Source organism: Pseudomonas sp. SWRI179 (genome assembly GCF_014268705.1).
Taxonomy (GTDB): domain Bacteria; phylum Pseudomonadota; class Gammaproteobacteria; order Pseudomonadales; family Pseudomonadaceae; genus Aquipseudomonas; species Aquipseudomonas zanjanensis.
The window spans coordinates 1-19,077 of sequence record NZ_JABWRA010000078.1 but is presented as its reverse complement, the minus strand read 5'-3'; the positions used below and the strand labels follow the sequence as shown (position 1 = coordinate 19,077).

The following is a 19,077-nucleotide window of genomic DNA, read 5'->3' as shown; positions in this document are numbered from 1 at the left end:
CCCTGCGTTCTGTCCGTCACATCGCGGTGCCGAATACTGCTGGGGGCTGCTTCGCACCCCAGCGGGAGCAAGCTCCCTCGCCACAAAAGCCACAAAAGCCACACAAACCACACAAACCACACAAACCACAGAACACAGAACACAGAACACAGAACACAAACTACAAACTACAAGCCACAAGCCACAAGGGCTTCGTTTGCTCGCCTGGCGTTATTCGCTGTCCAGGTCCTTGCGCCGATACGGGAACACATCGATCACCTTCCCTGCCCGGATCGCGTCCTGCAGGCTTTTCCAGTAGTCGGCGTTGTACAGCTCGCCGTGCAACTGGTCGAACAGCTTGCGTTGCCCGGCGTCGGCGAACAGGAACGGCGGGAACTCTTCGGGGAAGACGTCCAGCGGTCCGATGGAATACCAAGGCTCGGAGGCCATTTCGTCTTCCGGTGTGCGGGGCTCCGGGATGTGGCGAAAGTTGGCTTCGGTGAGGAAGCAGATTTCATCGTAGTCGTAGAACACCACGCGGCCGTGGCGGGTCACGCCGAAGTTCTTGAGCAGCATGTCGCCGGGGAAGATATTGGCTGCCGCCAGTTGCTTGATCGCCAGGCCATAGTCTTCCAGCGCCTCGCGCACCTGGTCCGGGTTGGCGTTTTCCAGATAGAGGTTCAGCGGCGTCATCCGGCGTTCGGTCCAGCAGTGGCGAATCAGCACCGTCTCGCCTTCCACCGACACCGTGGACGGCGCCACTTCCAACAGTTCCTCCAGGCAGGCCGGCTCGAATTTGCTCAGGGGAAAGCGGAAATCGGCGAACTCCTGGGTATCGGCCATGCGCCCGACCCGGTCGACGCTTTTCACCAATCGGTACTTCTCGATCACCGTGGCCCGGTCGACGTTTTTCGACGGCGAGAAGCGGTCCTTGATGATCTTGAACACGGTGTTGAAGCCCGGCAGGGTGAACACGCTCATGACCATGCCACGCACACCCGGGGCCATGATGAACTGGTCGTCGGTGTTCGCCAGGTGGTTGATCAGTGCCCGGTAGAACTCGGACTTGCCGTGCTTGTAGAAACCAATGGAGGTGTACAACTCGGCGATGTGCTTGCCCGGCAGGATGCGCTTGAGGAAGCCGATGAATTCCGCCGGCACCGGCACGTCCACCATGAAGTACGAACGGGTGAACGAGAAGATGATCGACACCTGCGCCTCGTCGGTGATCAGCGCATCGATCTGGATACCCCGGCCCTCGCGGTGCAACAGCGGAATCACCAGCGGCCATTGGTCGTCGCGGGTGTAGATCCGGCCCACCAGGTAGGCGCCCTTGTTGCGATAGAGCACCGAGGAAAACAACTCCACCGTCAGTTCCGGGTCCTTGCAGACCCAGTCCGGCAGGTTCTCGCGCAACTGCGCTTCGAGGCGCTGCAGGTCCCCCGGCAAATCGGCGTAGTCCTCGCTGAAACGGTAATCGGCGAAGACGCTCTCCAGCATCCGGTCCAACTGCCCCTGGGGCTTGTAGGTGCGCGTCTGCGCGGCGCGGGCCCGACGCAGGCTGGGCCGGGTGGTGTGGATGAACATGGTGCCGTCGCTGATCAGGTCGTGGCTGAACAGCCCGCAGAAGATCGAGTTGTACCAGGTTTCCGACAGCTCATCGTCGAAGCGCAGGTCGATCAGGCTGATGTAGGCGCTCTTGACCAGCGGCCAGCAGCTCACGTCCATCAGGGTTTCGTCATCGAAGGCCTTGTGCAGCTTGGCGACGGTTTCGAAGACTTTTTCTTCATACAAGTTGATGCGCGCCGCCGAAGCCGTTTGCGCCTCCAGCCACTGGGCCTGCTCGAACCGGGCGCGAGCGCCGTCGGTGATCTGCCGGAAATGCTCACGATAATCGTCGAAGCCGTCGAGGATCGAACGGGCGATTTCGATGGCGGGCCATGGCTGCGGCATAGGGTAAACCTCGGCGGGTCATGCTTGTTATTGGCGACTGAGCTTAGAGGCCAATCACGCGGCAACGCAACCATTGCCATCGGTATGCAAGGCGGCGACACTTGCCCCCCCATCAAGGAAGGAGTGGCTCGTGAACCTCGTCGATATCCTGCGTTTACTGTCATTGGCCGCCATCTGGGGCGCCAGTTTCCTGTTCATGCGCATTATCGCCCCCGTCATCGGCACGATTCCCACGGCCTTCTTTCGTGTGTCCATTGCCTTCGTCGGGCTGCTGGTGATCCTGGCCCTGATGCGCGTCGACTGGAATTTTCGTGGCAAGCTCAAAGTCGTGATGGTGCTGGGCCTGATCAACTCGGGAATTCCGGCCACGTTCTATTCGCTGGCGGCCCAGGTGCTGCCGGCCGGTTATTCGGCAATCTTCAATGCCACCACGCCGCTGATGGGGGTGTTGATCGGCGGTTTGTTCTTCAGCGAAAAACTCACTTTGGCCAAGGTCGGCGGGGTCTTCCTCGGGCTGCTCGGCGTGGGCATCCTGACCCGCGCCGGCCCGGTGGCGTTCGACCTGCAACTGTTGATGGGCGCCCTCGCCTGCCTGCTGGCCACGACCTGCTACGGCTTTGCCGGTTTCCTCACCCGGCGCTGGCTCGATCACCAAGGCGGCCTGGACAGCCGTCTTTCGGCCCTGGGCAGCATGTTCGGCGCCACGGTGTTCTTGCTGCCGCTGTTCGGCTACAGCGTCATCAGCCAGCCGCCGGCCAGTTGGGGTGGCTGGAGTGTCTGGTTGTCACTGCTGGGCCTGGGCCTGGTGTGCACCGCGCTGGCGTACATCCTTTATTTCCGTCTGCTCAGTTCCATCGGCCCGGTCAAGTCCATGACCGTGACATTCCTGATCCCGCCGTTCGGTGTGTTGTGGGGGGCGTTGTTGCTGGATGAGCCGTTGGGGATGGCGCATTTGTATGGCGGGGTGTTGATTGCGGCGGCGTTGTGGTTGGTGCTCAAGCCTTCCGTCGCGAAACCGGCTGAGGTGTCTGCCCGATAACCCATCGGTGTCGCTGAAAATGCTATCGCGAGCAGGCTCGCTTCCACAGGGAATTGCGCTAACCCTGTGGGAGCGAGCCTGCTCGCGATAGCGGTAGTTCAGTCAGCGAGTAGCCAAAGCTCAGCGGCTTTTACGAAACACAAACACCAACCCCACGATGATCAGCACCATCCCCAGCAAGCTCAACAACGCCAACCGGTTGCCGAACACCAGGTAGTCCATGATCGCCGTCACCGCCGGCACCAGGTAGAACAGGCTGGTGACGTTCACCAGATTGCCCCGTGCAATCAAACGGTACAGCAGCAGCGTCGCCAGCACCGACACCACCAGCCCCATCCACAGCACCGGCACGAAGAACCCCGTGCTGTATTCGAAGTGAAACGGCTGGAACGGCACGAACACCGCGCACAGCACCAGCCCGGCCAGGTACTGCACCGGTAGCGTGCCCAGTGGGTTGTCGGTGATGCGCTTCTGCATGATGGAGCCGGCCGTCATGCTGACCAGTGCCAGCAACCCGCACAGCATCCCCGCCAGGGACATGCCGGCCAGGCCGATGCCCTGGTACACCACCATGACCAACCCGACCAAACCCAACACCAGGCCGAACATCCGCGCCCCGGAACGCCGGCGTTCCATAAGCACTACAGTCAGGATCGGTTGCACACCCATCAGGGTCGCCATGACGCCGGGCGTGACATTCATTTGCAGCGCCAGCAGATAAAAAATCTGATAGGCGCCCAGCAGCACCAGTCCGGTGGTCACCGCGTACAGCATCGGCTTGCCGGTCTTGGGCAACTTGAACTTGAGCAACGGAATCAACAGCACCAGCGCGAACAGCGCGATGGCAAATCGGATCAACAGAAAAGCGAAGGGTGAAGCGTGGGCCAGGCCCAGCTTGGAAAAGATCGCCCCGCTGCTCCACAGCAAAACGAACAGGCTCGTGGAAGCCGCCGCCAACAAGGCGTTTTTGGAAAGGGAAAACATGGATACCACCTGTAGTCAGGCAAAAAGCCAACTCAGCCGAAGCTGAAGTCCAGTAGTTTTTTCAGGCGGGCACAGGGGATGGCAACCGTTGCCGATCAGCCCTGAATGCCAACACCCGGCGGTGATACGACGACGTACACCGATGAGCTACGGACAGGTGGGGGGTATTGACCGATCTGCGCAGGCTGCTGGTTCCCACACGGCACGACGCCAGCGTTGAACGCTGGAACCACGACCGCGATGACAGGGGATGCAGGCATGAGCCGATCTCTTGGAGAGTGGGTTCGAAAACCCGAAGAGCGCTGACTATAACCAGCGCCCGATGGACTACGCAATGTTTTAAACGAACAACCAATAGCCAAGCGCCGTCAGCACTGCCACCGCCAACACCGGCCGCATCACCCGGTAGGCCTTGGGATGCTTGCGTTTGAACTGCTTGACCCGACCGCTGATGCCGTCACTGAACGACTTGCTCCAGGCATAGGCCTGGTTGATGCCACCGACGTGTTCATCGTCCAGGTTCTGTGGCGCGGTGGCACGGCCGAGGAACGCGCTGAAGGTGCGGTTGAGGCGGGTCATCAGCCGACTTTTCAAGGGCCGCTCGACATCACAGAACAGGATCAGGCGGGTCTGCGGGGTTTCGTTCTTGACCCAGTGCACATAGGTTTCATCGAACATGACGTCTTCGCCGTCGCGCCAGGCATAGATCTGACCGTCGACGAAGATCCGGCAATCTTCGGAATTGGGGGTTGAGAGCCCCAGGTGATAACGCAACGAACCGGCGAAGGGGTCTCGATGAGGGTTCAGATGGCTACCACCGGGCAGCAAGGCAAACATCGCGCCGCGAACGCTGGGGATCCGACTGACCAGTTCAACCGTCCTCGGGCACAGCAACTCAGCCGACGGCAGCGGTTTGTCGTACCACTTGAGGTAGAAGCGCTTCCAACCCTTCTTGAAGAACGAACCGAAGCCCGCATCGTTGTTCTTCTCGGCGGCTCGAATGTAGCCATCGTCGAACAAGTGCATGGCTTCGTCGCGGATGACTTGCCAGTTGTCCTTGAGCACATCCAGTTCGGGAAATTGGCTGCGATCCAGGTAAGGCCTCGAGGGCACGCCGGAGAACAGGTACATCAAGGCGTTATAGGGGGCGAACAGCGCCGAGTGGTTGACGAACTGACGCAACACCGGCAACCGCGCCTTACCACGCAAATGCACATAAAGCGTACTGCCCAGGAACAGCAGCAACACCGAGGCCTTGGCGACAAACGAGACGGTCATTTTTTTAAACTCCTTGTCCAAAAACAACTGACGCAACGCCTACTGCCCGACGTAGCCGGGGGCCATGTTAAATACCCATGGCCCGGGTAAAAACCGTCTGACGCAAGATTCTCTGTTGAGTGAAACGCAATAAACACTTTTTAACAGACGTCACCTGAACCTTGGCTGACGCATCGAACAATCATTCAACCTACCTGAGATCGCGAGTGCTCTTGTGGCGAGGGAGCTTGCTCCCGCTGGCGTGCGGAGCGCGCCCCTGGGATTTGGCGACCCGGGTTGAATCCGGGGCGCCTGCTGCGCAGTCGAGCGGGAGCAAGCTCCCTCGCCACACAAGCAATGCTCGCCACCCATCCTGCCTGCGGTTACTGCTGAGTCTCCTGCTCGGTAAACAGATCACTGAACAACATGCTCGACAAATACCGCTCGCCCGAATCCGGCAGGATCACCACGATGGTCTTGCCCTGCATTTCCGGTTTTTCCGCCAGGCGCACGGCCACGGCCATCGCCGCGCCGCAGGAGATCCCGCAGAGGATGCCCTCCTCCTGCATCAAGCGCAGGGCCATGGCCTTGGACTCGTCGTCAGTGACGCGCTCGACCAGGTCGACGATGGACAGGTCGAGGTTCTTCGGCACGAACCCGGCGCCGATCCCCTGGATCTTGTGGGGGCTGGGCTTGATTTCATCCCCCGCCATCGCCTGGGTGATCACCGGCGACACTTCGGGCTCGACCGCCACCGACAGGATCGGCTTGCCACAGGTGTTCTTGATATACCGCGAAACCCCGGTAATGGTTCCGCCGGTGCCCACGCCCGCGACCAGCACGTCCACGGCGCCGTCGGTGTCGTTCCAGATTTCCGGGCCGGTGGTTTTTTCGTGGATCGCCGGGTTCGCCGGGTTATCGAACTGCTGCGGCATGAAATATTTGGACGGATCGCTGGCCATGATCTCGGCGGCTTTCTCGATGGCGCCCTTCATGCCCTTCGCCGGTTCGGTGAGCACCAACTCCGCGCCCAGGGCCTTGAGCACCTTGCGCCGCTCGATGCTCATGGAGGCCGGCATGGTCAGCATCAGCTTGTAGCCACGGGCGGCGGCGACGAACGCCAGGCCGATCCCGGTGTTGCCCGAGGTCGGTTCGACAATGGTCATGCCCGGCTTGAGCTTGCCCGAGCTTTCAGCGTCCCAGATCATGTTTGCGCCGATCCGGCACTTGACCGAATACCCTGGGTTACGCCCCTCGATCTTGGCCAGGATGGTCACGCCGCGCGGCGCAATGCGGTTGATCTGTACCAGTGGCGTATTGCCGATGGAATGGGCGTTGTCAGCGAATATGCGGCTCATGGCTGGGTCCTTGATGGGGCGAAATTGAAGCCTTTAAAGGTATGCCTGTTGCCCATGGGCGTCCAGTTGCACCGAACGTTCCCGTTGTTGCGACAGTCAATGGCATTAGGAGGCGCTCCCCCAACAAACGCTGGAGACTGACAGACATGAAGCGTCGATACCGCTGGCCACTGTGGGTTTTCGCCACCCTCGTCGCGGTGCTGGTGGCCCTGCATTTCGCCCTGCCTTACCTGGTACGCGACTACCTGAACGATAAACTGGCCGACATGGGCGATTATCGCGGCCAGATCACTGACGTGGACCTGGCCCTGTGGCGCGGTGCCTACCGGATCAACGGCCTGGAAATCGTCAAGGTCGACGGCAAGGTCCCGGTGCCGTTCGTCAACGCGCCGCTGGTGGACCTGTCGGTGAGTTGGCACTCGCTGTGGTACGACCATGCGGTGGTGTCCGAGGTGGAGTTCACCCGCCCCGAAGTGAACTTCGTCGACGGCGGGGCCAACCGGCAGAACTCCCAGACCGGCCAGGGCACCAACTGGCGCCAGCAACTGGAAAAACTGTTGCCCATCACCTTCAACGAAGTGCGCATCCGGGAGGGCAAGGTCACCTTTCGCAACTTCAACTCCAAGCCCCCGGTCAACCTGCGGGCCACTGACGTCAACGCCAGCTTCTATAACCTGACCAACGTGGTCGACACCGAAGGCAAGCGCGACGCCCGCTTCGAAGGCAAGGCCCTGGTGGCCGAGCATGCGCCCCTGGAAATGCAGGCTACCTTCGACCCCTTGAGCGACTTCGAGGATTTCGATTTCCGCCTGCGGGCCAGGAACATCGAACTCAAGCGCCTCAACGATTTTGCCGCCGCCTATGGCAAGTTCGATTTCAATGCCGGCCACGGCGACCTGGTGATCGAGGCTGAAGCCGATAACGCCAAGCTCAGCGGCTATATCAAGCCATTGCTGCGGGATGTCGACGTATTCGACTGGCAGCAGGACGTGGAAAACCAGAACAAGAACATCTTCCGCTCGGTCTGGGAAGCGCTGGTCGGGACCGGCGAAACGGCCCTCAAGAACCAGCGCAAGAACCAGTTTGCCACCCGGGTGGAACTCAGCGGCAATGTTCACCAGCAGGACATCAGCGCCTTCGAAGCCTTCCTGCAGATCCTGCGCAACGGTTTCGTCCAGGCCTTCAATGCCCGTTATGAACAGCCACCGCCTTCGAAGGATTGAGATTTGCGGCTTTTAGTGGCGAGGGAGCTTGCTCCCGCTGGGCCGCGAAGCGGCCCTAAAAAGCCTGCGAGCGCTGCGCACTCGAGCGGGAGCAAGCTCCCTCGCCACAAGACTGAGTCAACATGTGACGCCCCATTCAGAGACTGAATACAGCGTCTGCGTTCACAGTCGGCGCGGCCTCGCGTTATAGTCGGGCACGATATTTATTTCGCGCGCCCCGCCTCGCCGGGCCGGCGACACGTTCGAGGAAATTGCAGATGAAGTTCGAAGGCACCAGCGCCTACGTGGCCACCGATGACCTGAAACTGGCCGTGAACGCCGCCATCACCTTGGAGCGGCCATTGCTGGTCAAGGGCGAACCAGGCACCGGCAAAACCATGCTGGCCGAGCAATTGGCCGAGTCCTTCGGCGCGCGCCTGATCACCTGGCACATCAAGTCCACCACCAAGGCCCACCAGGGCTTGTACGAGTACGACGCGGTCAGCCGCCTGCGGGACTCACAGTTGGGCGTGGACAAGGTCCACGACGTGCGCAACTACCTGAAGAAGGGCAAGCTCTGGGAAGCGTTCGAGTCCGAGGAGCGGGTGATCCTGCTGATCGACGAAATCGACAAGGCCGACATCGAGTTCCCCAACGACCTGCTACAAGAGCTCGACAAGATGGAGTTCTACGTCTACGAGACCGACGAAACCATCAAGGCCAAGCAGCGCCCGATCATCATCATTACCTCCAACAACGAAAAGGAACTGCCGGACGCCTTCCTGCGCCGCTGCTTCTTCCACTACATCGCGTTCCCCGACCGCGTCACCCTGCAGAAAATCGTCGATGTGCATTACCCAAACATCAAGAAGGACCTGGTCAGCGAAGCGCTGGACGTGTTCTTCGACGTGCGCAAGGTGCCGGGCCTGAAGAAAAAACCTTCCACCTCCGAACTGGTGGACTGGCTCAAGCTGCTGATGGCCGACAACATCGGCGAAGCGGTGCTGCGCGAGCGTGATCCGACCAAGGCCATTCCGCCGCTGGCCGGCGCCCTGGTGAAGAACGAACAAGACGTGCAACTGCTCGAGCGCCTGGCGTTCATGAGCCGTCGCGGCACCCGCTGATCCTCTTCGTTTAACAAGAGCGAGGGCGATTGCCATGCTGCTTAACCTGTTCAATGAGATGCGCGCCGCCAAGGTGCCCGTGTCGGTGCGTGAACTGCTGGACCTGATCAACGCGCTGAAACAGCGGGTGATCTTCGCCGACATGGACGAGTTCTATTACCTGTCCCGGGCGATCCTGGTGAAGGACGAACGGCATTTCGACAAGTTCGACCGGGCCTTCGCCGCCTACTTCAACGGTTTGGAGAAGCTCGACGATCACCTCCAGGCGCTGATTCCCGAAGACTGGTTGCGCAAGGAATTCGAGCGCTCGCTGACCGACGAGGAACGGGCGCAGATCCAGTCCTTGGGTGGCCTGGACAAGCTGATCGAAGAATTCAAGAAACGCCTGGAAGAACAGAAGGAACGCCATGCCGGCGGCAACAAGTGGATCGGCACCGGCGGCACCAGCCCGTTCGGCTCCGGCGGTTTCAACCCCGAGGGCATCCGGGTCGGCGACGCCGGCAAGCGCCAGGGCAAGGCCGTAAAGGTCTGGGACCAGCGCGAATACAAGAACCTCGACGACCAGGTGGAATTGGGCACCCGCAACATCAAGATCGCCCTGCGCCGCCTGCGCAAGTTCGCCCGCCAGGGTGCGGCCGAAGAGCTGGACATCGACGGCACCATCGATCACACCGCCCGGGACGCCGGCCTCTTGAACATCCAGATGCGCCCGGAGCGACGCAACACCGTCAAGCTGTTGCTGCTGTTCGACATCGGTGGCTCGATGGATGCCCACGTGAAGATCTGTGAAGAACTGTTCTCGGCCTGCAAGACCGAGTTCAAGCACTTGGAGTATTTCTACTTCCACAACTTCGTCTACGAATCGGTGTGGAAGAACAACCTGCGCCGCACCTCGGAGCGCACCTCGACCCAGGATTTGCTGCACAAGTACGGTGCCGACTACAAAGTGATCTTCATCGGCGACGCCGCCATGGCGCCTTATGAAATCACCCAGGCCGGCGGCAGCGTCGAGCACTGGAACGAAGAAGCCGGTTATGTGTGGATGCAGCGCTTCATGGAGAGGTACAAGAAACTCATCTGGATCAACCCGTACCCCAAGGACACCTGGGGTTACACCGCCTCGACCAACATCGTGCGCGAGTTGGTGGAGGACCGGATGTATCCGCTGACGTTGCGGGGGTTGGAGGAAGGGATGCGGTTTCTTTCCAAGTAAAGTCTTCCGGTGCCTGTAAGGGCCTCTTCGCGAGCAAGCCCGCTCCCACAAGGGATCTCCTGTGCGACACAGATCCAGTGTGGGAGCGGGCTTGCTCGCGAAGCTTTTAGCTCTTGGAAAACACCTGCATACACTCCACCTGCTGCCGATGCGCAACCTCCTGCACCACCGGCCGCAACCGCACCTGCGCCCCGGGCAGGCATTGCGCCAGCCGGGCCAGGGACAGCGGCGTCAACGCCCCCAGGCGTGGATAACCACCGATGGTTTGTCGGTCGTTGAGCAACACGATCGGCTGGCCGTCCGGTGGCACCTGCACGGCACCGAGGGGAATGCCCTCGGAAATCATCGCCGGCCCCTGATATTCCAACGCCGTGCCCAGCAAGCGCATGCCCATACGGTCGGCGCGACTGTCCAGCGTCCACGCAGTGTTGAACGCATCGAAGAGGCTGCGCCCACTGAACGCGCCATTCTGCGCACCGAGGATCAGGTCCAGCGGCTGCGCTTGCTGGAAATCCGGAATCCGCGTGTGGGGCATGGGCCGCGGCGTCGGCGTGCCTGAATAGCTCAAGTGTTCACCGCGACTCAGCGCCCGTCCCCGCCCATCCAGGCCACCGAGTTCCTCACGGACCACCGTCGCCCGGCTGCCCAGCACCGTAGGCGCATTGAACCCACCTGGGGCCGCCAAGTAGGCCCGGGCACCGAGCACGGGCTGGGTGAGCGCCAGGACCTGGCCTTTGCGCAAGCTGAAGAAACGCCACGATGCCACGCCCTGGCCGTCTATCCGCGCGCCCAGGTCAGCCCCGGCCAGCGCCAGCACGCAATCCTCGTCGGCCACCACGGTAAAGCCGCCGAGGGTAATCTCCACCACCGCCGCGTCCAGGTCATTGCCCAGCATCCAATTGGCCCAGGCCATCGACAACCAATCCGCCGCGCCACCCTGGGTCACGCCCAGGTGTCTCACGCCGAAACGGCCGGCGTCCTGTAACAGGCACAGCGGGGTGCTGGCCTCGATCAACAACCGGCTCATGCCTGGGCCTCCAACGGTGTGTCGTCGCCACCCAGGGCAATGAATTCGGCGTGGTCCACGGCGGCGAAACGTACCGTGTCCCCCGGCTGCATCAGGCTGTAGCCGTCACGCTCACGATCGAACAGTTTGGCCGGGGTGCGCCCGATCAGGTTCCAACCACCGGGTGAGACCACTGGATACGCCGCGGTCTGACGCTCGGCAATACCGACGCTGCCCGCTGCCACGCGCTTGCGTGGCGTATCGAGGCGCGGGGCGGCCAGTTCTTCGTCCACCAGCCCCATGAAGGCGAAACCGGGGGCGAAGCCCAGGGCAAACACCTGGTACTCCCGTTCGCTGTGGCGGCGGATCACCTGGGCGACCGTCAAGCCGCTGCGACTCGCCAACAGCTCAAGCTCCGGCCCGACGCTAAGGTCGTACCACACCGGCAGCACATGGCATTGGCCGGTCGAGCGGGCATCCGGTGAAAGGTTATGCAGCGCCTCGTCGATCAAATCGCGGGCCTGGACCGGGTTCAGGGCGAGCAAATCGTAGTGCACCATCAAGGTGGTGTAGGACGGCACCAGATCGATCAAACGCTCGGCAAACACCGCTCGCAGGCGCTCGCTGGCGGCGAGCATCCAGGGCATGTTGGCCTCGGCGATCTCATCGAACAGGCGCACCATCAGGCAGTCCACCGCCACCACTTCCACGCGTGGTTTCATGGCGCACTCTGCCGGTCCAGGGCTTCGCGGATGCGCTGCACGGCCGCCACGGAGCTGGCGTTGTCGCCGTGCACGCATAAGGTATTGGCCATGAGGTGCAAGGCACTGCCGTCGCTGGCGGTCAATGCATCGCCACGGGCAATGGTCAGGGCCTGCCCGATGATGACCTCGGGATCGTGATGCACCGCCCCCGGTGCCTGTCGCGAAACCAGGCGACCGGCACTGTCATAGGCCCGATCGGCAAAGGCCTCGAACCACAGGGTCAGGCCGTACTCGTCGCCCAAGGCCTGCGCGGCGCTGTTGTCCCGGGTCGCCATGAGCATCAGGGGCAGTTGCCGGTCATAGGCCGCGACGGCCTGGATCACGGCGCGCAGTTGCGCTGGGTTGGCCATCATGTCGTTGTACATCGCCCCGTGGGGCTTGACGTAGCTGACTCGCCCGCCCTGGGCCCGGCAGATGCCGTCGAGGGCGCCGATCTGGTAGTGCAGCAAGTCCTGCAGCTCCTGGGCGCCATAGGCCATGGAACGCCGACCGAAGCCCGCCAGGTCCTGATAGGCCGGGTGCGCGCCGATCCGCACGCCGTGGCTCAGGGCCAGGCTGACGGTCTTGCGCATGATGCTCGGGTCGCCAGCGTGGAAGCCGCAGGCAATGTTGGCGCAATCGATGAAGGGCATCACCTCGGCGTCCAGACCCATGGTCCAGCTGCCGAAGCTTTCGCCGATATCGCAATTCAGTAGCAGGCGGTTCACGGTGAACGCTCCTGTAGGTTTTTTCTTCTTTGACTGTGGGGCCAAGCCATGGAGCCCAGGCCCCCACAGGGTATCAGTTACTCGGCTTCCAACTGCTTGCCTTGGGTTTCCGGCAGGCTCAGGGCCGCGAGGATCACCACGCCGTAGGACACCGCCGCGAACGCGCCGATACCCACGCTCAGCGGCACCTTCTGGCTCAAGATACCGATCAACAGCGGGAACAATGCCGCCACCGCCCGGCCAATGTTGTAGCAAAAGCCCTGGCCCGAACCGCGGATGCGCGTAGGAAACAGCTCGGTGAGGAACGAGCCCATGCCGCTGAACATCCCGGAAGCGAAAAAGCCCAGGGGAAAGCCCAACCACAGCATCACGTTATTGCTCACCGGCACCTGGGTGTACAGCAGGACGATGGTGAACGAGCCGACAGCGTACAGAACGAAGTTCTTCTTTCGTCCCAGGATGTCCGACAGGTACGCGCTGATGACATAGCCCACGTAGGAACCGACGATCACCATCGCCAGGTAGCCACCGGTGCTCAATACACTCAAGCCCCGTTCATTCTTGAGAAACGTCGGCAGCCAGGACGTGATGGCGTAGTAGCCGCCCAGGGCACCGGTGGTCAGCAGCGAGGCACGCAGGGTGGTGAAGAGGATGCCAGGGGCAAAAATCTCGTAGAACTTCGCGGGATTTTCCGGCGTCAACCGGGCCTTGGTCTGGTTATAGACTTCCGGGTCCTTGACCAGCCGGCGGACGAAAATCACGAACACCGCCGGCACGATGCCGAGGATGAACAGTGCGCGCCAGGCATCTTCCGGCGGCAACACCGAGAACAGCAGCGCATACAGAATCGCCGTCATGCCCCAGCCCAGCGCCCAACCCGATTGCACCATGCCCACCGCCTTGCCGCGGTCCTTGGCACGGATCACCTCGCCCATCAACACCGCACCGGCGGTCCACTCGCCGCCAAAGCCGAAGCCCATCAAGGTGCGGGCGATCAACAGCTGCTCGTAGTTCTGGGCAAAGCCGCACAGGAAGGTGAAGAACGCGAACCACAGCACCGTCAGTTGCAAGGTGCGCACCCGACCGATCCGGTCCGAGAGAATACCCGCCACCCAGCCGCCAATGGCCGACGCGATCAAGGTGCTGGTGTGGATCAGGCCTGCCTGGCCGGTGGTGATGCCCCACATCGCGATCAGGGTCGGCACCACGAAACTGAGCATCTGGGTGTCCATGCCGTCCAGGGCGTAACCGATCTTGCAGCTCCAGAAGGTGCGACGTTCCTGCTGGTTGATGTTGCGATACCAATCGAACGGGCCAGAACGGGCCTGGGGTTGGGGGACGCCGAGCGTGTCGGGTGCACTCATGGTGGTTCTCCACGGTTTTATTGTTGTGAGTCTCGACGACGCTGACGTGGAGACCGTTGCCCCGATTCTTGAGCGCGCGGCCGATCCCGTCCAACGAATAAAACCTTGGCTGGGTCATAAGAAAAATTTGATTGGGCAGCACATCACCCGCAAAGGCAGACCGCTTTTGTGGCGAGGGAGCTTGCTCCCGCTCGAGTGCGTAGCGCTCGCAAAATCTTGGGGCCGCTCCGCAGCCCAGCGGGAGCAAGCTCCCTCGCCACAGGAAGCTCACTGAACCATCGAGTCAGAGCCCGCGCAGGTCACGCTCTTCGATCGGCCGGCCCTGGCGCAGGCGCTTGCCGCCCAGCACCACCCAGTCGATCAGGCGGAACAGGCATTCCAGGCCGAACGACAGCAACATCGCGCCGCTGATGCCCCAGATCATCGCTTCGGGGGTCAGCAGGATCTGGTAGCTGTAGCCGTTCCAGGTTTCCTTGCGGATGTCCGGATCGGCGGCCAGCGCCACTTGCAGCAGGCGGATGTACCACGGGCCTTGCATCGCCTGGAATTGCTTGTCCAAGGCCTGCTGGCGCACGAGCAAGGTGTTCAGGCTGTCGGCATCGCTGCGAAAGATCGGGTCTTCGCTGGCGCGGTAATGGGCCACCAGCGCCTGCATGTCACCCTTGAAAAATTGGTTGGCGGTGCCCTGGAAACCTTGCAGGCCGGTCTGCGCCTCGATCAGGTGAGCCTCGACCCGCTTGGCGTAATCATTGATGAACCCTGGCACCTGGACCCCAACCAACAGGCCCACCGCGAACAACACCAGCCGTAGATAACTGAGCAACATAGCGTGACGTCCTTATTCGGTCCGGCCTTGGCTGACGCATTCGCCGCGTCGCCACAGGCTCCATTGGCCCGGTTCGTAGCGGGTCCAGGTTTCGTTTTCGGTCAAGGGTTCGGTGGCGATCACCGTGACCACGTCGTTGGGTGTGGTTTCCGCCTGGAAATCGACAATCACATCCACATCCTTGAGCCGCGCCGGGCCGAACGGCGCGCGACGGGTGATCTGGGCCAGTTTGGTCGAGCAATAGCAGAACAGCCAGTCGCCATCGCTGAGCAGGCAATTGAACACGCCTTTGCTGCGGTATTCGGTGCAGGCCTCGATCAACGACGGCAGCAACTGTTCCACGTCCACCGGTTCGGGGAAGGCCTGGCGCACGCGGTTGAGCAGATCGCAGAAAGCCGCTTCGCTGTCGGTGTCGCCCACCGGGCGGTAGAAGCTTGCGCCCGGCTGGAAATCGGCGAGCTGGCCGTTGTGGGCGAAACACCAGTTGCGGCCCCACAACTCACGCACGAACGGATGGGTGTTGGACAGGCAGACCTTGCCGACGTTGGCCTGGCGAATGTGCCCGATCACCACTTCGCTCTTGATCGGATAACGCTGCACCAGGTTCGCCACTTCCGATTCGCTGCTGGCGGCCGGGTCCTGGAACAGGCGCAGGCCACGGCCCTCGTAGAAGGCGATGCCCCAGCCGTCCCGGTGCGGCCCGGTCTTGCCGCCGCGCTGCATCAGCCCGGTGAAGCTGAACACGATGTCGGTCGGCACATTGGCGCTCATGCCCAGTAACTCACACATGCTCGAACTCTCGCTTCAAGGGGCAGGCCTGCTTACAGGCGCGGTTCGATACGCGAACGCTGGGGGTTGCTCGGCACGGGTGGGCGACCGTAACGGTCATCCCCGGCCACGCCGAATGGTGGTTCGTCCTCCGGCTCATCGGCCGCGGCGGCTTTGGCGGCGGCAGCCCGTTCCTTGCGCGCGTTGGCGGCCCGCTCGATGGGGAAGCGGATCAGCACGATCACCAGGTAGAGGCCGAAGGCGATCATGCCGTACATGAGCAGGTCGGACGCCGCCCGCCAGGCGTTGTTGCCGACCTTGAACAAGATGTCCAGGGCGACAATGGCCAGGGCCGGGGCAACCTTGTCCTTCACCGGATCGACGACGGTGGGGCTGAACAGCAACACCGCCATCAGCAAGCGCAGCGGTTCACGCAACCAGCGCCACATCCAGCGCGTCATGCGCATCCACACCAGCAGGCAGCCTAGGGCGGCGAAGGCGTAGAGGCCCCAGGCGATCAGATAGTCATTCTCGGTCATGGTGTCCATGGCAAGGCAGGCAAAGAGGCGCTTATAGTAACGGCTTTTCGCGCGTCAGGCTGCCCCGGCGTCTGGCGAATGGCCTGGGCGGTGGGTTCTGTCCAGGCCGCGTGTCCCTTTTCGTACAACGTTCGAGAGCCTTTCATGTCCCTATCTGCCCACGTTTCCAACGCCCCGATCGCCCGCAGGGACGCCGGTGTTGACCCGTACGCCTGGCTGCAGGAACGCGACACCGACGCCGTGCTCGACTACCTCAAGGCGGAAAACAGCTACCAGGAGGCGCAACTCGCCGATCAGGCCGAACTGCGCGAAACCCTGTTCCAGGAAATCAAGGGCCGGATCCTCGAGACCGACCTGTCGCTGCCCTCGCCCTGGGGCCCGTACCTGTATTACACCCGCACCACCGCCGGTGACGAATACCCACGCCATTACCGTTGCCCGCGCCCGGCTGACGACAGCCTGACCGTGGACGAAAGCCACGAACAACTGCTGCTGGACCCAAACGCGTTGGCCGGCGGCGGTTTCTTTGCCCTGGGCGCCTTCAGCATCAGCCCCGACCACCAGCGCCTGGCCTACAGCCTGGACACCACGGGCGACGAGATCTACACCCTGTTCGTGAAGGAATTGTCCAACGACAAGGTCAGTGAACTGTCCTTCGACAATTGCGACGGCAGCATGACCTGGGCCAACGACAGCCTGACGCTGTTTTTTGGCGAACTGGACGACACCCACCGCCCCCACAAGCTCTGGCGCTATCGCCTGGACGGCACGGCCGCCGAGGAAGTGTTCCATGAGCCGGACGGACGTTTCTTCCTGCATTGCTATCGTTCGAGTTCGGAAAAGCAGTTGATCCTGTCCCTCGGGAGCAAGACCACCAGCGAAGTCTGGGTATTGGACGCCGCGCAACCGCAACAGCCCTTCACCTGCCTGGCACCACGGGTGGAAAACCACGAATACGACGTCGACCACGGCCTCCTCGATGGCCAATGGACCTGGTTGATCCGCAGTAACCGCGACGGGATCAACTTCGCCCTGTATCAGGCCGCCGACACCGGCGTGGCACCAACCGAGGCCGACTGGCAGAACCTGATCCCCCACAGCGACACGGTGATGATCGACGGCCTGAGCCTGAACGCCGGGGCCATGACCTTGAGCCTGCGCGAAGGCGGCCTGCCGATCATCGAGGTGCATCCCCAGGGTTTGCCGGCGTATCGGGTGCAACTGCCGGACGCGGCCTACAGCCTGCATGTGCAGAACAGCCTGGAATTCATCAGCGATCGCATTCGGCTGCGTTACGAGGCCTTGAACCGTCCGGCGCAGATCCGTCAGTTGGACCTGGCCAGCGGCGCCCAGGTGGTGCTCAAGCAAACCCCTGTGCTGGGGCCGTTCGATGCCGATGCCTATGTCAGCCAGCGGCTCTGGGCCACGGCGCCGGACGGCACCCAGGTGCCCATCAGCCTGGTGGTCAGGCGCGAAGACCTCGGCCGGCCGGTGCCGCTGTACCTGTACGGCTACGGTGCCTATGGCGAAAGCCTCGACCCGTGGTTTTCCCATTCGCGGCTGAGCCTGCTCGACCGCGGCGTGGCGTTTGCCATTGCCCATGTACGGGGCGGCGGCGAGCTGGGGGAAGCCTGGTATCGCGCCGGCAAACAGGAACATAAGCACAACACGTTCGGCGACTTCATCGCCTGCGCCGAACATTTGATCGCCAACGGCTTCACCACCGCCGGGCAACTGGCGATCAGCGGCGGCAGTGCCGGTGGCCTGCTGATCGGCGCGGTGCTCAACCAACGCCCGGAGCTGTTCAAGGTGGCGATTGCCGAAGTGCCGTTCGTCGATGTGCTCAACACCATGCTCGACCCGGACTTGCCGCTGACGGTCACCGAATACGACGAATGGGGCAATCCAGAGGAGCCGGACGTTTATGATCGGATCCGGGCCTACGCCCCGTACGAAAACGTCAGCGCCCAGGCGTACCCGGCGCTGCTGGTGATCGCCGGCTACAACGACAGCCGCGTGCAGTACTGGGAAGCGGCCAAGTGGGTGGCGAAATTGCGCGCCACCAAGACCGACGACAACCCCCTGCTGCTCAAGACCGAGCTGGGCGCCGGCCACGGCGGAATGAGCGGGCGCTACCAGGGATTACGTGACGTAGCGCTCGAATATGCATTTGTCTTGAAGGTTTTGGGGCGGGTCTGAGGAACTCTGTGGGATGGCCGGGTCTTAGCTGCATGCGCAAGGCTCAGACATAACGCTGTCCCAATGTGGGAGCGAGCTTGCTCGCGAAAGCGGACTGACATTCAACTTGGATGTCGAATGACCGACCGTCTTCGCGAGCAAGCCCGCTCCCACAAGAGATCGCCTTGCACTCAAGACAATCCAAAAAACCGCAGAAAACGACAAGAAAAAGACCGTGCCGACATGTCAGAACCGACCTTACTGAACAAAGAAATCCGCGACTGGCTGATGGACTGCGGCCTGTTCGACCAGTTGCTACCGGTAGACTTCGCCGCGGCGTCGGGCTATTTCAGCATCAGCGCGATCGCCGAGGGCGAAGCGATTTTCCGCGAAGGCGATGCCGGCAGCTTCATGTGCATCATCCACACCGGCCAAGTGGCCGTGCAGAAAACCGGCCCCGACGGCCAACCCGTGACCATCGCCACGCTGCGCAGCGGCCGGGCCTTCGGCGAAATGGCCGTGCTCGACGGTGAACGGCGCTCAGCCAGTTGCATCGCCGCCAGCGATTGCCAGTTGCTGAATCTGGGCAAGGACTCCCTGGAAAAAATGCTCAACGACGCCCCCAAGATCGCCGCCAAGATCATCCGCGCCCTCGCCGTCTCCCTGTCCAAGCGCCTGCGCATGGCCGATGGGCAGCTGTTGTCGCAGCAGGTCTGACGTACCTCTATCAGTTGAAACACTGAACCTGTGGGAGCGGGCTTGCTCGCGAAAGCGGTGTGTCAGGCGACAGAGATGCTGGCTGATCCGACGCCCTGT

The 19,077-nt window shown here is 62.0% G+C and carries 17 protein-coding genes; 6 read left to right on the top strand and 11 right to left on the bottom strand.

The genetic code is table 11. The features are described from left to right. Positions 1-210: 210 nt before the first annotated feature. Positions 211-1,932 (bottom strand): bifunctional isocitrate dehydrogenase kinase/phosphatase, encoded by a 1,722-nt coding sequence (aceK, locus tag HU767_RS26930; protein ID WP_186730947.1) that lies wholly within the window; start codon positions 1,930-1,932, stop codon positions 211-213. 130 nt (positions 1,933-2,062) lie between these two features. On the opposite strand from aceK, the gene HU767_RS26925 reads away from it, so the two are divergent. After that, a complete protein-coding gene (locus HU767_RS26925) occupies positions 2,063-2,971 on the top strand; it encodes an EamA family transporter (protein WP_186730946.1) in 909 nt (302 codons plus the stop codon). A 120-nt stretch (positions 2,972-3,091) separates the two neighbouring features. Here the strand turns inward: HU767_RS26925 and HU767_RS26920 are convergent, their stop codons facing one another. The 3 genes from HU767_RS26920 to cysK form a co-directional block, all read right to left on the bottom strand. Beyond that, a complete protein-coding gene (locus HU767_RS26920; protein ID WP_186704587.1) occupies positions 3,092-3,955 on the bottom strand; it encodes a DMT family transporter in 864 nt (287 codons plus the stop codon). A gap of 339 nt (positions 3,956-4,294) precedes the next feature. After that, positions 4,295-5,233, bottom strand: coding sequence for an aspartyl/asparaginyl beta-hydroxylase domain-containing protein (locus HU767_RS26915; RefSeq protein ID WP_186704586.1), 939 nt, complete (start codon positions 5,231-5,233; stop codon positions 4,295-4,297). 362 nt (positions 5,234-5,595) lie between these two features. Then, positions 5,596-6,570, bottom strand: a complete 975-nt coding sequence (gene cysK / locus HU767_RS26910; RefSeq protein ID WP_186704585.1) for a cysteine synthase A — start codon at positions 6,568-6,570, stop codon at positions 5,596-5,598. A 146-nt stretch (positions 6,571-6,716) separates the two neighbouring features. Here cysK and HU767_RS26905 point away from each other — a divergent pair, with 146 nt between their 5' ends. The 3 genes from HU767_RS26905 (at position 6,717) to HU767_RS26895 (ending at position 10,109) form a co-directional block, all read left to right on the top strand. After that, on the top strand, positions 6,717-7,793 hold the full coding sequence (locus HU767_RS26905; RefSeq protein WP_186704584.1) for a DUF748 domain-containing protein: 1,077 nt from the start codon (positions 6,717-6,719) through the stop codon (positions 7,791-7,793). Positions 7,794-8,050: 257 nt separating this feature from the next. After that, positions 8,051-8,896: a MoxR family ATPase gene (locus tag HU767_RS26900; protein ID WP_186704583.1), complete on the top strand. Its 846-nt coding sequence runs from the start codon at positions 8,051-8,053 to the stop codon at positions 8,894-8,896. Between the two features lie 34 nt (positions 8,897-8,930). Continuing rightward, positions 8,931-10,109 (top strand): VWA domain-containing protein, encoded by a 1,179-nt coding sequence (locus HU767_RS26895; protein ID WP_186730945.1) that lies wholly within the window; start codon positions 8,931-8,933, stop codon positions 10,107-10,109. A gap of 106 nt (positions 10,110-10,215) precedes the next feature. Here the strand turns inward: HU767_RS26895 and HU767_RS26890 are convergent, their stop codons facing one another. The 7 genes from HU767_RS26890 to HU767_RS26860 form a co-directional block, all read right to left on the bottom strand. Further along, on the bottom strand, positions 10,216-11,136 hold the full coding sequence (locus tag HU767_RS26890; RefSeq protein WP_186730944.1) for a biotin-dependent carboxyltransferase family protein: 921 nt from the start codon (positions 11,134-11,136) through the stop codon (positions 10,216-10,218). After that, positions 11,133-11,837: a 5-oxoprolinase subunit PxpB gene (gene pxpB / locus HU767_RS26885; RefSeq protein WP_186704581.1), complete on the bottom strand. Its 705-nt coding sequence runs from the start codon at positions 11,835-11,837 to the stop codon at positions 11,133-11,135. Before pxpB ends, HU767_RS26890 begins: the two co-directional genes overlap by 4 nt. Beyond that, on the bottom strand, positions 11,834-12,586 hold the full coding sequence (locus HU767_RS26880; protein ID WP_186730943.1) for a 5-oxoprolinase subunit PxpA: 753 nt from the start codon (positions 12,584-12,586) through the stop codon (positions 11,834-11,836). Before HU767_RS26880 ends, pxpB begins: the two co-directional genes overlap by 4 nt. A 77-nt stretch (positions 12,587-12,663) precedes the next feature. Next, on the bottom strand, positions 12,664-13,950 hold the full coding sequence (locus HU767_RS26875) for an MFS transporter (protein ID WP_060738732.1): 1,287 nt from the start codon (positions 13,948-13,950) through the stop codon (positions 12,664-12,666). A 283-nt stretch (positions 13,951-14,233) separates the two neighbouring features. Next, positions 14,234-14,776: a DUF2937 family protein gene (locus HU767_RS26870; RefSeq protein ID WP_039593345.1), complete on the bottom strand. Its 543-nt coding sequence runs from the start codon at positions 14,774-14,776 to the stop codon at positions 14,234-14,236. Positions 14,777-14,788: 12 nt separating this feature from the next. Next, on the bottom strand, positions 14,789-15,565 hold the full coding sequence (locus tag HU767_RS26865; protein WP_186704579.1) for a class II glutamine amidotransferase: 777 nt from the start codon (positions 15,563-15,565) through the stop codon (positions 14,789-14,791). Between the two features lie 32 nt (positions 15,566-15,597). Beyond that, positions 15,598-16,092, bottom strand: a complete 495-nt coding sequence (locus HU767_RS26860) for an MFS transporter (protein ID WP_186704578.1) — start codon at positions 16,090-16,092, stop codon at positions 15,598-15,600. Between the two features lie 135 nt (positions 16,093-16,227). On the opposite strand from HU767_RS26860, the gene HU767_RS26855 reads away from it, so the two are divergent. Together HU767_RS26855 and HU767_RS26850 are read left to right on the top strand one after the other, a co-directional pair. Further along, entirely contained in the window at positions 16,228-18,282 is a 2,055-nt protein-coding gene (locus tag HU767_RS26855; protein WP_186704577.1) for a S9 family peptidase, read from the top strand. Positions 18,283-18,504: 222 nt separating this feature from the next. Beyond that, positions 18,505-18,978: a cyclic nucleotide-binding domain-containing protein gene (locus HU767_RS26850; protein ID WP_014337065.1), complete on the top strand. Its 474-nt coding sequence runs from the start codon at positions 18,505-18,507 to the stop codon at positions 18,976-18,978. The last annotated feature ends 99 nt before the right edge of the window (positions 18,979-19,077 follow it).

Bases quoted from the DNA above. Each gene is read 5' to 3' on its own strand.
- aceK (WP_186730947.1), bottom strand. From the start codon at position 1,932: ATGCCGCAGCCATGGCCCGCCATCGAAATCGCCCGTTCGATCCTCGAC.
- HU767_RS26920 (WP_186704587.1), bottom strand. From the start codon at position 3,955: ATGTTTTCCCTTTCCAAAAACGCCTTGTTGGCGGCGGCTTCCACGAGC.
- HU767_RS26915 (WP_186704586.1), bottom strand. From the start codon at position 5,233: ATGACCGTCTCGTTTGTCGCCAAGGCCTCGGTGTTGCTGCTGTTCCTG.
- cysK (WP_186704585.1), bottom strand. From the start codon at position 6,570: ATGAGCCGCATATTCGCTGACAACGCCCATTCCATCGGCAATACGCCA.
- HU767_RS26905 (WP_186704584.1), top strand. From the start codon at position 6,717: ATGAAGCGTCGATACCGCTGGCCACTGTGGGTTTTCGCCACCCTCGTC.
- HU767_RS26900 (WP_186704583.1), top strand. From the start codon at position 8,051: ATGAAGTTCGAAGGCACCAGCGCCTACGTGGCCACCGATGACCTGAAA.
- HU767_RS26895 (WP_186730945.1), top strand. From the start codon at position 8,931: ATGCTGCTTAACCTGTTCAATGAGATGCGCGCCGCCAAGGTGCCCGTG.
- HU767_RS26890 (WP_186730944.1), bottom strand. From the start codon at position 11,136: ATGAGCCGGTTGTTGATCGAGGCCAGCACCCCGCTGTGCCTGTTACAG.
- pxpB (WP_186704581.1), bottom strand. From the start codon at position 11,837: ATGAAACCACGCGTGGAAGTGGTGGCGGTGGACTGCCTGATGGTGCGC.
- HU767_RS26875 (WP_060738732.1), bottom strand. From the start codon at position 13,950: ATGAGTGCACCCGACACGCTCGGCGTCCCCCAACCCCAGGCCCGTTCT.
- HU767_RS26870 (WP_039593345.1), bottom strand. From the start codon at position 14,776: ATGTTGCTCAGTTATCTACGGCTGGTGTTGTTCGCGGTGGGCCTGTTG.
- HU767_RS26865 (WP_186704579.1), bottom strand. From the start codon at position 15,565: ATGTGTGAGTTACTGGGCATGAGCGCCAATGTGCCGACCGACATCGTG.
- HU767_RS26860 (WP_186704578.1), bottom strand. From the start codon at position 16,092: ATGGACACCATGACCGAGAATGACTATCTGATCGCCTGGGGCCTCTAC.
- HU767_RS26855 (WP_186704577.1), top strand. From the start codon at position 16,228: ATGTCCCTATCTGCCCACGTTTCCAACGCCCCGATCGCCCGCAGGGAC.
- HU767_RS26850 (WP_014337065.1), top strand. From the start codon at position 18,505: ATGTCAGAACCGACCTTACTGAACAAAGAAATCCGCGACTGGCTGATG.